This window comes from Roseateles asaccharophilus (assembly GCF_031458115.1).
Classification (GTDB): Bacteria; Pseudomonadota; Gammaproteobacteria; order Burkholderiales; family Burkholderiaceae_C; genus Pelomonas; species Pelomonas asaccharophilus_A.
On the sequence record NZ_JAVDXV010000001.1, the window covers coordinates 293,386 to 307,056 of the forward strand.

At 67.9% G+C, this 13,671-nt stretch carries 9 protein-coding genes; 1 reads left to right on the plus strand and 8 read right to left on the minus strand.

Annotated features, from left to right (window positions below; genetic code table 11):
* Window positions 1-59: 59 nt before the first annotated feature.
* The 7 genes from J2X21_RS01330 to J2X21_RS01360 form a co-directional block, all read right to left on the minus strand.
* Window positions 60-1,310, minus strand: a complete 1,251-nt coding sequence (locus J2X21_RS01330; protein ID WP_310323905.1) for a rhamnogalacturonan acetylesterase — start codon at window positions 1,308-1,310, stop codon at window positions 60-62.
* A complete protein-coding gene (locus J2X21_RS01335) occupies window positions 1,307-1,486 on the minus strand; it encodes a hypothetical protein (protein ID WP_310323907.1) in 180 nt (59 codons plus the stop codon). The genes J2X21_RS01330 and J2X21_RS01335 overlap by 4 nt, the downstream gene beginning before the upstream one ends.
* A gap of 147 nt (window positions 1,487-1,633) precedes the next feature.
* The gene (locus J2X21_RS01340) at window positions 1,634-4,366 is read right to left on the minus strand and encodes an exo-rhamnogalacturonan lyase family protein (protein ID WP_310323908.1); all 2,733 of its coding nucleotides are present in this window, start codon (window positions 4,364-4,366) and stop codon (window positions 1,634-1,636) included.
* Window positions 4,363-6,024 carry an MFS transporter gene (locus tag J2X21_RS01345; RefSeq protein ID WP_310323911.1) on the minus strand — a complete coding sequence of 554 codons (1,662 nt, stop codon included), beginning with the start codon at window positions 6,022-6,024 and terminating at the stop codon, window positions 4,363-4,365. Before J2X21_RS01345 ends, J2X21_RS01340 begins: the two co-directional genes overlap by 4 nt.
* Before the next feature lie 29 nt (window positions 6,025-6,053).
* Window positions 6,054-6,518, minus strand: coding sequence for a hypothetical protein (locus J2X21_RS01350; protein ID WP_310323914.1), 465 nt, complete (start codon window positions 6,516-6,518; stop codon window positions 6,054-6,056).
* Between the two features lie 165 nt (window positions 6,519-6,683).
* Window positions 6,684-7,847: a beta-galactosidase BglB gene (gene bglB, locus J2X21_RS01355; protein WP_310323917.1), complete on the minus strand. Its 1,164-nt coding sequence runs from the start codon at window positions 7,845-7,847 to the stop codon at window positions 6,684-6,686.
* A 38-nt stretch (window positions 7,848-7,885) separates the two neighbouring features.
* A complete protein-coding gene (locus J2X21_RS01360) occupies window positions 7,886-11,794 on the minus strand; it encodes a beta-galactosidase (protein WP_310323920.1) in 3,909 nt (1,302 codons plus the stop codon).
* Between the two features lie 113 nt (window positions 11,795-11,907).
* On the opposite strand from J2X21_RS01360, the gene ftsY reads away from it, so the two are divergent.
* Window positions 11,908-13,077 (plus strand): signal recognition particle-docking protein FtsY, encoded by a 1,170-nt coding sequence (ftsY, locus tag J2X21_RS01365; RefSeq protein WP_310323923.1) that lies wholly within the window; start codon window positions 11,908-11,910, stop codon window positions 13,075-13,077.
* A 7-nt stretch (window positions 13,078-13,084) separates the two neighbouring features.
* Here ftsY and J2X21_RS01370 read toward each other — a convergent pair whose 3' ends face one another.
* A complete protein-coding gene (locus J2X21_RS01370) occupies window positions 13,085-13,618 on the minus strand; it encodes a DUF2726 domain-containing protein (RefSeq protein WP_310323925.1) in 534 nt (177 codons plus the stop codon).
* Window positions 13,619-13,671 lie beyond the last annotated feature (53 nt).

A 13,671-nucleotide genomic window follows, 5' to 3' on the forward strand; every position in this document is an offset into this window, starting at 1 on the left:
CCTCGGGGGACCGACCAGGCTCGCCCGCGTTCAGCGGGGCGAGTCTGGGCGAGGGGCCGTCAGTCCCCGAGAGGTCTGAGTTGGGTGAAGCCGGGGCTGGTCGCAACGCGGAACTGCTCCGGTGCCGGCGGCTGTGCCGGCGAGATGGCGCCCAGATCATCGCGCAGTTGCGCGGCCACCGGCACGCGGGCTTCCCTCAATCCCTGCGCGATCAAACGGGCCAACTGCATGGCGCCGTAGTTGTTGTGGTGGGTGTTGTCCAGCTTGCCGTTGTTCATCGGATGCGCGGCCTGCGAGCGCTCCGGGCCCAGCGCCTCGTAGAACTGGATGCTCATCGCGTTGAGGTCGATGAAGGCCAGCTTCATGTCCTGCGCCACGGTGCGGGCGGCGTTGGCGTACTCGGTCAGGCTGGGGCGCAGCTTGGCGGTGGCCGGGTCGAAGTTGCGGCGCTCCATCGACGACACGATGACGGGGATGCCGCCGCGCGCCTGGATGGCTTGAGCATGCGTGCGCATCTCGGCCTTGTAGGTCTCGGCATTGCCGCTGCCGTCCTTCTGCTGCTTCTGGTCGTTGTGGCCGAACTGCAGCAGCACCGTGTCGCCGGGCTGCAGCATCGACAGGATCTTGTCGATGCGGCGCCGGTTCAGCGAATCGCGGAAGGTCTCGCCGGACTCGGCGTGGTTGGACACGGCGACCGTCGGCTTGAACAAGACCGTCAGCATCTGTCCCCAGCTGGCATAGGGCTCGCCGGACTGGTCGGCCACGGTGGAGTCACCCAGCAGGTAGACGGTGGGGGCCTTGACGGGCTCGATGGTCAGGCGTTGCAGTGCCGGTTGCTGGCCGTTGATTTCGAGCGTCAGGCGGCGGTCCCAGGCCCAGGCTTCGCTGCTGATCTCGCGGTCCTTCAGCTTCACGCGGCCGGCTTCCACGCCGTGGGTCGCGGTGATGTTGGCGGTGCGGACGTTGACGAGGAAGCTGTGGGTCTGTGTGGCGCCGGCGGGCACCTTGATGCCGTCGAGTTGCAGGCGGCGCAGCTCGGCCTTGATCGTCGTGTCGCTGGCCTCCTTGCTTCCCAAGGTCGCCGTCACGCGGTAGTTGCCGTCGGGCAGGTCCACCGAGAAGAAGTAGGGCTGGCCGGCGGCGTTGCGCTTGTCGTCGGCTTCGAAGCCGTGGCCGCGTTCGCGGCTGTAGACGGTGTCGTTGGCGATGGCGATTTCGCCCTGTGCCGGCTTGCCGTCGAAGGTGAAGCGCAGGGTTTGGGCTGACGCTGCGGTGGCGAGCAGGGTGGTGATGAGCAGGAGGTGCTTCATATGCTTGTTCGTTGGTGTGGGTTGATGGCAAGGCCCATGCCGGGATGCGCGCCCGGCAGCGCGGCAACTTTCTTCTGCGGCGCCAGAAGAAAGTCACCAAGAAAGATGCGCTGAACCGCATCCCATCGCGACGCCGCCAGGCGCATCGCGCGAAGACGACCAGCGGCTTGGCGCATAGACGCGACCCGCTGCGCTCTCGCGGCTGTTCTTGCGACGAGCAGCGCAGATCGCACCTTCACGCCGATTGACGCCGGCTGCACGCCGAGCTCATCCGTTGAATGCAACGCCGCTCGGGCGGCGTGCAAAGCAGCCCGAGGCAACAGTCAGTCCTTCAGATGCTCGCCAACGAGGGCGAGGTTCTGAATCGCCGCGAGGCCCCATTGCGCGGTGTCGTTGGTGCTGACCCAGGGCACTTCGTCCACCGGGTTCAACGCCAGCGGCCCAGACACCCGGACCGTCTTCAACGTCTTCACGCCACGCGGATCGTCCATCCAGAACTCCTTCCACGCGCGCTGCGCCAGCGCCGCATCGTTCTTCTGCGCGGCCGCATAGGCCGTCAGCCGCGAGTGGCCCACCAGCAGCGCATTGCCGCCACCGTGCGGTGCGCCCAGCGCCTTGACCTGTTCGTCGCGCGGCGCGTTGTACAGCGTGCAGTACTGCAGCCAGGCGGCGCGGAAGGCGGGTTCGTCGATCAGGTCCACCAGCTCGGCCATCATCTCCATGCCGCCGAACACGGCGCTCAGGTGGCTGGCCGACAGCTTGTTGCCGCTGACGTTGTGCAGCGCGCCTTCGTTGGGGCCCGTCGGCTCGTAGCCGCCGCTGCCGGTGAAGAAGCCGTTGGGCATGCCCGCGATGCCCTTCATGCCGCGCAGCAGCTTGTTGCGCCAGCGAGCGTCGCCGGTGCGCTCCCATTCGGTCATGAAGTTGGCGACCAGCGAACCCCAGTCCGTGCCGAAGCCGATGCGCGCGGGCCACGGGCCCTTGTCCACGCGGCCGGCGATCTTGCGCACCGGGTCCACCTCGTCGAGCTTCTGGTCGACGTCCAGCACCTCGCGCATCACGTCGCCGATGCGTTCGTCGCCGGTGAGGTAGTAGTAGAAGCGCCGGTTGGCCGACGTGGAGATACGTGCCTGCTTGGCGCTGCAGCCCCAGTGCTGCACGTTGTGGCGCGTGCCCAGGCCCTTGAAACGGCCGGCGTGGTAGATGTCGACGTCGGCCGTGTGATGCACCATGGCCTCGGCGACGCGGAAGATGTCGGCGCGGCCCGAGCGCAGGAAGGCGTACCAGAGCCAGATGTCGGGCGACAGCTCCGAGTTGTCCCAGGCGTAGCCACCCACGTCGTAGCGCCATTCGTGGCGGTCGTTGTCGTAGGTGTGGCGGAAGTCGCCGTAGTCCCAGAAGCCGTACCAGTGGCGCTGCTCGATCTGCTTCTTGTAGTAGTCGAACAGGAAGTCGAGCTTGTCCTCGATCTTCACGCGCGCCGGCGTGCTACGGTCGGGCAGGCTCCACAGCTTGCCGAACACGCCGGCCTGCAGGTAGCGCGACGGATGCGCGGCGAGCTGCGGCGGCGTCTGCACGGCGGCGGCCATCTGCACGAGGCGCTCGCGCGTCGGCGTGGCGGCCAGTGCCCACAGCGTGATCTCGCTGCTGCGCGCAATGCCCACCGGCGTGCCGAAGCCCTTCTCGTAGTCCTCGTAGGTGATCTCCAGGCCTTCGAGCTCCTGCTCGTGCGTCTCCATGCCCAGGCCATCGTGATAGAAGCGCAAGTCCATGGCCGGCGCCTCTGGCGAGTGCATCCAGACGGTGACCTGCGCGGTCTCGGTGATGGCGTTGCGGATGTCCAGCTGCGTGGGGTGGCGCTGCCAGAAGTCGCGCAGGCCGAAGGCCACGCCGCCGGTCGCGCCGCCGATGTAGCCGCTGCCCGGTGCACGCTGGCCGAAGGCGGCGGGAATCCAGCCGTGGCCGGGCTTGGTGCGCTTCCTGATCTGGAAGCTGTCGGCGCTGAGCTGGCTCAACGTGTAGTCACCCCAGGACGGGATGCGGTGGTGCAGCTTGCGCACCTGCGGGCCCCACTGCTCCAGCGGCGGCGTGGCGCGGCCGGCGAGCTGGGCCTCGCGAACGGCGGCGCCGGCGTCGCGGCGCAGGCCGGTGAGGTTGCGCACGCCCTCGGCCCACAGGCCTCCATCCTGCCCGGCGAAGCGCACGTGGCGGTCGTAGGGTTCGTCGCGCATGGGCACGTCGAAGCGCAGGCCGATGCCGCGCAGGAAGTCCTTCTGGTCGTCACCGTCGAAGACGAAGGTGTGCATCACGCGCACATGCTCGGCGCCGGCGTGAAAGTAGAAGCGCACCGAGAACGGCAGCCACTCGCGGCCAGCGGCACTGCGGTGCTGGCCATCCACCTTGACGACGGCGCGCACGGGGCCGGTCTGCTCGACGCTGAGCTTGGCGATCCGGCTCTCGAACGCCGTCTGCGTGACGGCGCCCTGCAGCGCGTCGGGCTTGTCGTCGGTCTGCGCGATCAGCGTGGCGGCGCGCAGGATGTCGCGGCCGTCGCGGGTGATGCTGCGGATGAGCTGGACGCCGCTGCGCGGCAGCGTGGCGCGGATGACGCCGGTGTCCACCTCGATGACGTCCGCGGTCTCCTTCACGCTGACCTTGGCGGCAACCACGGCCGTGCCCTTGCCGGCGCGGATGCGCGGTGCGGCGCCGGTGTCCACGCCGGCGGGGAAGGCGTGCGCTGTCCACTTCAGCGAGCCGTCGGGCCAGAAGGCGAGTGGCCAGGTCTGCAGCGGCAGCGGCTTGCCCTGCGCGTCTGCGGCGTTGAACTCCGTGCCCTTCTTGTGCTGGCCGCGCGGCCAGGGCAGGCCCAGCGTGGCGCCCAGCGGCAGGGCAGGGGCGGCGCCGTCCAGCCAGCGCAGGGCTTCGGTGTCGGCGCTCAGCGCCGGCGCGGCGGTCGTGGTGGCCGCAGCCCCGGCCGTGATGCCAGCCAGTCCGCCGATTCCGGCGACCGGCAGGGAAGCGGTTTTGAAGAAGCGGCGGCGGCTGAAGTCAGTCATGGGCGTGCAGGGTTGTTGGGAGCATGCAGCGTGGAGTCGGCCGCATGGCCGCTGCCGCGGCCCCACAGCTGGTCGTAGGACCAGCCGGTCAGGTCTTCGACGATCTTGCGGTTCTCGTCGCTCTCGGCTTCGGTCGCGCCGTTGCGCAGGCGCTCGACCTCGTGCACCAGCACCGCATGCGTGCTGGCGTTGAGGCGGAACTTCCACGAGGCCAGTGCGCCCAGCACCAGCATCAGCAGCGGGCCGCCCACCATCAGCAGCGTGACGGTCTGGATGGCCTCGGGTGTCTGCACGACGACCTCGCCTGGCTTGGTCTTGATGTAGCCGCCCCAGTCGATGATCCAGCCGCTGGCCATGATGGCGGCGCTCTGCGCGAGCTTGCGCACCAGCGTCATCACGCCGGCGAAGATGCCTTCGCGGCGCTGGCCGGTGACGGCTTCGTCGACGTCGGGCAGGTAGTTGTAGACCGACCAGGGCACGAAGTTCAGCGTGCCGCGGCCCAGGCCTGCGAGCACGATGGGCACGAACAGCCAGAACACCAGGCTGATCGAGAAGCTGTCGCCCGCCGGGTTCAGCGCGCCGAACAGGTTGGTGCCCAGCGCCTGGAAGCTCTCGGCAAAGCCTTCGGGCCGCGCCAGGTAGAAGCCCAGGTACAGCAGCAGCGCGGCGCCGAACAGCGAGCCGGCCAGCCGGTAGGCCAGTACAGGGCCGGTCTTGATGACGATCTGGATGGCCACCATCACCGAGATCAGCTGGGCCACGTACATGACCGTCATCAGCTGCGAGATGACGAGCGTGGCGCCCATCAGCACTGTGGCCACGAAGAAGGCGAACGCGCTGTTGAAGATGTCCTGCGACAGATAGCCGCCCAGGTAGATGGACAGGTGCTGGCGGAAGGCGCGGATCTTCAGCGTGGAGAACAGGTCACGGAACATCTTGACGGGGATGTTCACGACCACCGACCACTTCACGCCGCCATAGGTCTGCGACAGCACGGCCTGCTCGCGCGGGCCATAGGGCCGCTCCCAACTGGTCAGCACGACGATGGTGACGACCACCGAGAAGATGACGCCGAAGATGGCCGCCATCCAGAAGAAGGTGTCGGGCGAGTCCTTGCCGCCGAACTGGTTGATCAGCAGCGTGGGCAGGTAGGAGGCCAGGATGGCCGAGCTCTGCGCGACGATCATGCGCGCGCCGGCGAACTTGGCCTTCTCCTTGTAGTCCTTGGTCATCTCGGCCGCCAGCGTCTCCCAGGGGATGAGAAACATCGTGTACAGCAGCTCGAAGAAGATGAAGACGAGCAGGTAGTAGTAGAAGGTGTGGCCGGTGCGGAAGATCAGCGCGAAGCTGGGCAGCAGCGGGATGGTGATCAGCAGGAACAGCTTGCGCCGACCGATCTTGCGGCCCACCCAGGTGTGGCGCAGGTTGTCGGACACATAGCCGATCAGCGGGCAGGTGATGGCCTCGATCAGCCGAGGCAGGCCCAGCACCAGGCCGGCTTCGGCGGCACTGAGGCCGCAGAAGGTCGTGAAGAAATAGAACAGCCAGCCGGTGATGACGGCCTGGGCGCCGGCACCCAGCATGTCGCCCGAGCCCCAGCCCCAGTAGTTGATCCAGGTGGGTTGTCTTGCGGCGGGGTGGAGGTTCTTGGTGATCATTGCGTTAGCGCTTTGTGAGCGTGTCTCGGCTACTGTTGTTTGCTGGTTAGGCCCATGCCGGGATGCGCGCCCGGCAGCGCGGTAACTTTCTTCTGCGGCGCCAGAAGAAAGTCACCAAAGAAGAGGCGCTGAACCGCAAGCCATCGCGACGCCGCCGTCAGCGGCGCGCGAAAACGATCAGCTGCACTGCGGGCAGACGCGACCCGCTGCGCTCTCGCGGCTGTCCCTATGACGAGCCGCGCAGATAGAACCTTCAAGCCGCTTAACGCCGGGTGCACGCCGGGCTCATCCGTTGAATGCAGCGCCGCTCGGGCGGCGCGACCCAGGCTACGGCGAAGCCGAGCCGTTGGGCTTTGCAGGGACTCCCCTTCAAAACCGCTGAGAAGCGCAGGAACCCAGGGCGTGCGCGCAGCGCACTTCAAGAACTGACTCGCGACGACTGTTCGAGCAGAGCGTAGCGGCGCGAGTTCGGCGCGGCCCTGGGTTTCGAGCATCGCAAGGCAGCCCGAAGGGCCGGTTTTGTCGGGGCGGTTTGGCTTCGCCGCTCTTCGAGAACTTTGCCTACTTTCTTGTCCGTACAAGAAAGTAGGTCGCCCGCCGAGGCGAACTCCCGGCACGGCACTGGCCCGCAACCCAAAGCACCGCACAGCCAACCGATCTCAGATGAAGCGAACCAGCAGCTCGCCCATTGTCAGCAGCGCCATGGCCTGCCCAAATGGCATCGACGTCAGCGGGATGTCCTTGTATTCCTGCAGCGTGTTGAACACCGGCGTGCCGAAGCTCACCTGCGTCAGCTCGCCGGCGTCGTTGATGTGCTTGCGCACGGCCAGCGCGGCTTTCACGCCCAAGGCTTCGTAGTCCTTGGAGATGTAGCCCTTGCGGACGGCCTTCAGGATGCCGTAGGCGAAGCCCGCGGAGGCGGCGGCTTCGTCGTACGAGGTCGGATCGTCCAGCAGCGTGGGCCACAGGCCCGACGGCGACTGGAACTGCGCGAGGGCCTTGACCTGCGCCTCCAGCGTGGAGACCAGGTGCTGGCGGAAGGCATCGCCCTCCGGCAGGTTCAGCAGCTCGATGAACTCGGGGATGACGATGGTGACCCACGAGTTGCCGCGCGCCCACAGCGCATTTGCAAAGTTGTGCCGGCCATCAAACGTCCAGCCGTGGAACCACAGCCCCGTCTTGCGGTCCGCAAGGTACTTGATGTGGACGAGGAACTGGCGCTTGGCTTCCTCGACGTAGTGCGGGCGGTTCAGCAGCAGGCCGAACTTGGCCAGCGGCAGCACCGACATCATCAGCGTGTCGTCCCACAGCTGCTGGTTGTTCACGCTGTTGTAGACGATGTGCTGGAAGCCGCCTTCCTCGGTGCGCGGCATCTCGTTGTAGACCCACTCGGCCCAGCGGTCGATGTAGGGCAGGTAACGGCGGTCGCCGGTGCGGTCGAACAGATAGGCCAGCGTGAGGAAGGGCGCAACCGTATTGATGTTGCGCGAGGGCATGCCTTCCTTGAAGCGCGCCTCGAACCAGCTGGTCATGATGTCCCAGGCCTTGGGGTCGCCCGTCAGCTCCCAGACCTTGTAGACGCCGTACAGGCCCACGCCGTGCGTCCACTCGAAGCCGTGCCAGCCCTTGGTGTCCAGCACGCGGCCGTCGTCCAGGCGCAGCAGGAACTTGCCGTCCTTGTCCTCGATGTTGATCAGGTTGTGGATCAGGCGGTCGATGGCGCCGCGGATGTCGTCGCGGTCGGCACCCAGGTGGGCCGTGTGGTGGGCCAGCAGCGGGTGGATCTTGGAGGAATCGACGGGCTTGAGGATCTGGTTGGACATGGTTTGTCTCTCTCTCGGTACTGCTTGAGTGATTCGGATCAGCGCTGCAAGTTGCGCGGCTGGGGCACGGCTTCCAGCGGCACGCCGCCGCGGGCCACGGCCAGCGGCACCAGCTTGACGGCTTCCAGCGCGTTGGCCGCGTCGCCATCGGTCGTGACCGCCAGTGTCAGCGTGTTGTCGCCATTGGAGTTGAGGATGCCCGGCGGCAGCACGAACACGCGCTGCGGGCCGATGTGGGCGATGAACTGGCCCAGGTTCCAGCCGTTCACGAAGATCAGCGCGCGGTTGTCGCGCTCGGAGCGCGGCTTGCTCGTGTCGCCGAAGGCCAGGCCCAACTGCACGTCATGGCCTTGCGGCATGTCGAGCTTGAAGCTGGTGCGCAGCCAGTAGGTGCCGGGGGCGGGCGGGGCGGCGCCGGGTTGCGTGGCGTCCCAGCCTTGCTGGGGTTTGGTCGGGTCGACGGGCAGGTGCCAGCCCATGCGCTCGCCATGCAGGCCGCCGTTGTTCATCGGGCCGCGCACGAGGTCGGCGATGTCCTCGCCACCCTTGTTGCCCTGGATCTTCCACGCGATGGGTGTGCCGAAGCGCTGGCCGCCCTTGGGCGTGATGGACGCCGAGATCAGGCCGCGCGCTTCCTTGTGGACGTCGTCGGCGAACAGGTCCCAGTTGTGCGAGTTGTTGCGCACGACGACGGCGATGACGTGCTCGCCGGGCGCCAGGTCTTTCAGCGTGCGGTGGAAGGTGTCGGTCGTTTCCGGGAAGGGCCGGCCGGTGTCCAGGTCCTGCTGGCCGATGAACTTGCCGTCCACCCACACCTGGATGACGCCCGCGCCGCCGCCACCAAAGAACAGCTCCAGGTTCAGCGGCTTGGCGTCAGCGGTGTTGAAGCGGCCGCGGTACCAGACGTCGCCGTGGTGGAAGCCGTAGTCGCTCATCGCGAGCACGGGCTGGCCCTTGTCGGTGGCGGTGTAGACGTTGGCGGCAGACACCGGCGCGTCGGTCTTGCGCCAGGCGCTGTCGTCGAACTTCGGGTCGGCTTCCAGCGAGTCGAAGCGGCGGGTCCACGTGGCCTGCATCAGGTCAGGCAGCTTGACGGCGTCGGGCCCGGCCAGCGTGGCCTTGCCCACGAGGCTCGCGTCCTGCGTGCCGGCCGCCACGGCCTGACCGTTGAAGCTCAGGGCCGTGATGCCTTCGGGCACCCAGGCGCGCAGCGTGCTGGGCGCGGTGGTGTCGCCGGTCAGCGCCAGCGTCTTGCCGTTGAGGGCCGCCGTGCGGACCAGCGCCGCGCTGCGCACCAGCACCGTCTGGTCGCCGGCCTGCAGGCGCCAGAACTCCCAGCCGGTCTTCTCGTCGGCCAGCAGCAGCAACAGCGGCGCGCGGCCACCGCCGCTGACCAGCACTTCGATCAGGCCCTTGTGGGCGTAGTTCAGGCGCAGGTCGCCGGTCTTGGCGTCCCAGTTCACGGTGGCGTTGCCGCGCAGGAACTTCACCGTCGGCTTGGCGGCGTAGCGCAGCACCGTCTCGCCGTCGTCGCCATCGCGGCCGTACAGCAGCGCCACGTCGCGCAGGCCCTGCTGCAGCTGCGACTGCAGCTCGCTGGTGCTGTAGACCAGGTGCTGGCGCTCCAGCGCATAGCTGGCCAGCAGCATCTTGGCGTCCTGGTTGGTCAGCGTCAGCTTGCCGGCCTGCGGAATCGAATAGCTGCCGTCCTTGGTCGTCAGCTTGAAGCCGAACTCGGCCGTGCCCGACAGGTGGTTGTGCTGGGCCAGCAGCACATGGCTGCCCAGCGCCTTGTTGACGTTGTGATAGAGCTTGACCTTGGCATTGCCCGGATCGATGGGCTCGCCCTTGTCCTGCGCCGCGAGCACCGCGTTGGCGGACTGCACGAAGCCGCCCATCTGCTTCAGCACATAGGCCTTGTCGCGCAGCGCACGGCTCTCGTTGATGGGCGAGCCGTAGTCGTAGCTGGTGTAGACCACCGGCCCCGCCAGCCAGCCCCAGCTGGTGCCGCCAAACGCCATGTAGATGGAGTGGATGGTCAGCGAGTTGATGAGGCTGGAGCCGTAGAACACGCGCTGGTAGCCCGGGCCCTGTCGCTTGGCGGTGCACTCATAGGTGCCGTTGGAACCCCAGTAGTCGAACCAGCCCGCGCCGATCTCGGCGACGAAGCCCGGCGTGTTGGGCGAGGCCAGCGAGCCGACCTTGGGGAAATTCTTGCCGTAGATGCCCCAGTCCGGCGCCGGTGCGGGCGTGCCGGGCACGGCATGCACGTCGCACACGCCGCCGGGGTAGCCGTCGAATGCGTAGATGTCGGTCGGGCCGGGGTTGGCGAAGGGCGCGGTGGAGGTCTTGGGCGTCCAGTCCGGCAGGCGCGACGCGGCGTTGTGGAACAGCGGCACGGTGATGCCGTCGGCGCGCGCCTTGTCCGCCAGGTGCTGCATGTGGCGGATGTTCTTGGGGTTCACCGCGAACAGCTCGTTCTCCAGCTGGTAGGCGATGACGTTGCCGCCGCCGTTGGTGAGCTGGTGGCGGGCCAGGATGGCGTTGATCTGCGTCATCCACTCGTCGGTGGCGGCCTGGTATTCAGCGGCGTCGGTGCGCGCCTCGGCGCGCTGGCGCAGCAGCCAGCCGGGGAAGCCGCCGGCGCTCAGCTCGGCATTCACGTACGGGCCCATCCGGGCGATGACGTACATGCCTTCTTCCTTGGCGATCTCCAGCGCGCGTTCGATGTTGCGGATGCCGGTGAAGTCGTAGTGGCCCGGCTTGGCCGAGTGGTAGCCCCAGGCGAAGTAGAAGGCCACGGTGTTCAGGCCGGACGCCTTCATCTTCTGGATCACGTCGCGCCACAGCGCAGGCGAGGGCAGGCGGAACGGATGGAACTCGCCGCCGAAGATCATCTCGCGCCTGCCGTCGATGATCAGCGAGTGGCGGTCCCAGGCGATCTTCTTGGGCTTGGCTTTCGGCGCGGTCGCGCGCTCCAGTTGCGCGGTGTCTTCCGAGATGACGGTGAAGTGGCGCACCGTGCCCGACACGCCGCCCAGTTCCTTCCTGGGCGTCCAGGTCTGGAAGCCGTCGAAGCTGTCGGAGAACCAGTAGCGCTTGGTCGTGTAGTCGTCGAAGTAGAGGCGCCAACCCGGCTTGCCGTCCGCGCCCTTGATGGGCACCACGGCCTGGCCTTCCGCCCAGTTGCCCCAGCCGGCCCAGTCACCGGTCTTCTGCAGCGTCCACGGGCCGTCCAGCGACGGCGCCGTGGCCAGTTCGATGTGCTTGGTGGTCTCGTTCTTGATGAACGCGGTGTAGCGGCCGCCCTCCAGCACGACGAAGGTGTCGATGTAGTTGTTCTCCAGCCCCTTCATCGGCTGGGGGGCGGAGAACTTCGTGAAGCCGGCGTCCAGCGCCTTGACGTGGTACGCGGCGAACGGGCCCTTGGTGCCTCCCTTCGAGAGGCTCATCACCAGCTTCAGGCTGCCGTCGGCATCGCGGAACCACTCGGGCGCCCACACGTTGGTCACGCCCGGCAGCTTCACGCTCACGTCGCCCACGTGGGACCAGCTCTTCAGGTCGGCCGACTTCGCGATGCCGAAGGTCGAGCCGTCCCAGTTCGTCGTGTAGGCGATGTAGTAGAGGCCATCGGCCGCTCGGATGATGGACGGGTCGCGCAGCAGATCCTTGGGCGGCTGGTAGACCTCGGAGCCCAGCGACGTGAAGGTGACGCCGTCAGCCGACGAGAACAGGCTCAGCTTGTTCTGCGACGTGGCCATGAAGGCCGACATCAGGAAGGTCTTCTCGCCCTTGACGATGGGCTTGACCGGCAGCGACGGCGTGCTGACCGCGGTGGGCGGTGCCTGGCCTGGAAGATCCTGCGCGCCGGCGGCGGCACACATCAACAGCGCGGCGAACCAGACAGCGGTGCGGTTCGTCAGGGCGGGCGGCAGGACAGCAGGCATGGGCAGACCGGGAGTGCGTGGTTCCGCGGTCAGTGTCCCCTTGTTTATGGACGGCAAACGATCATGCGCTTGCGAGAAAGGGGTCGCTGCGGGGACAGGCGAAAATGCCGCCTATGTTCAGTTTCTTCAAGAAGTCGGCTCCGGCCCCCGCGCCCGCCGAAGGGCCCACGCTGCTGCCGGAGGGGTGGACCGTCAAGCCGGCGAGCACACCGGCGCCGACGCCTCAGGCACTTGCCACCCCGCCCGTGCCAGCGCCTGCGCCCGCCGTGGTGGTCGCGCCGGCCGCGCCGGTCGCGGCGCCCGCCGTGGTCGTGCCAGTACCGGTCCCCGTGCCGCCGCCTGCCGTGGCGCCCGCTGTTGCGGCGCCGGAGCCTGCGCCGGCCCCGCGCCAGAGCTGGATGGACCGCCTGCGCGCGGGCCTGCGCAAGACCGGCGGCAGCATTGCCGGCGTCTTCACCGGCACCAGGATCGATGACCAGCTCTACGAGGAGCTGGAAGAGGCGCTGCTGATGGCCGATGCCGGCGTGAAGGCCACGCAGTTCCTGCTGGACGACCTGAAGCGCCGCGTGAAGGACAGCAAGGCCACCGACCCGCAGGCCGTGCGCGCGCTGCTCGTCGACGCGCTGGCCGAGCTGTTGAAGCCGCTGGAGAAGGGCCTGGAAGTGGGGCGTTTCACGCCCACGGTGATGATGGTGGTGGGCGTCAACGGCGCCGGCAAGACGACCAGCATCGGCAAGCTGACCCGGCATCTGGCCGAGTCCGACCAAAAGGTGCTGCTGGCCGCGGCCGACACCTTCCGTGCCGCCGCCCGCGAGCAGCTGGGGGTGTGGGCCGACCGCACGCAGGTGGAGATCATCAGCCAGGAGGGCGGCGACCCGGCCGCCGTGTCCTTCGACGCCGTAAGCGCCGGCCGCGCGCGTGGAGCCGACGTGGTCATCGCCGACACGGCCGGCCGCCTGCCCACGCAGCTGCACCTGATGGAGGAGCTGAAGAAGATCAAGCGCGTCATCACCAAGGCCCAGGAGGGCGCGCCGCACGAGGTGCTGCTGGTGGTGGACGGCAACACCGGCCAGAACGCGCTGAACCAGGTCAAGGCGTTTGATGAGGCGTTGGGCCTGACCGGCCTCATCGTCACCAAGCTGGACGGCACCGCCAAGGGCGGCGTGCTGGCGGCCATCGCACGCGAGCGGGCCGTGCCGGTCTACTTCATCGGCGTCGGCGAGAAGCTGGAAGACCTGGAAACCTTCAACGCGCGCGAGTTCGCGCGGGCGCTGCTGGAGTGATGCTGCTTCAGTGGGCTTGAGGAGGGTCGGCGAAGTAGCCGGCGCCACGCGGCTTGGGGAACAGCGCAGCACGCAGCGCGCTGACGTCGTCGCCCTGCCGGTCCCGCTCCCACAGCGCCATCGGCAACCCGCTGGCCTCCAGCACGCGCAGCAGCCGATCGCGCCGGTGCGCCAGGCGCGGCTGCTCGTCCGGCAGGGGCATCAGCACGACCGATCGCACATAGCCGTGCTCGTCGCACAGCGCGAAGTCCACCGTCAGCAGGCCCGTGCGCGACAACCATTCGCGGTAGGAGTGCTGGCGCGGCACGCGCACGAGCTTGTGCAGCGGCACATGCGCCAGCAGGAAACCTTTTGGGTGCTCCAGCAGCAGCGCCTGCGCGATGGCCTTGTGGGCATGCCGCTCCGCGCTCGCCAGCACCCGCGTGGGCGTGGGCGGCCAGTGCATCACGGTGTCCGACTGTTCCGCGACGGGGCCGCTTTCCTGTCCGGTCAGCCGGTTCAGCCAGGCGCCCATGGCGCGGGGGAGGTGGAGGTTCAGCATGTGCCGCACGCTAGCGGTGGCGTCAGGTCTTGACCATGCTCGCCTGTCCCCTG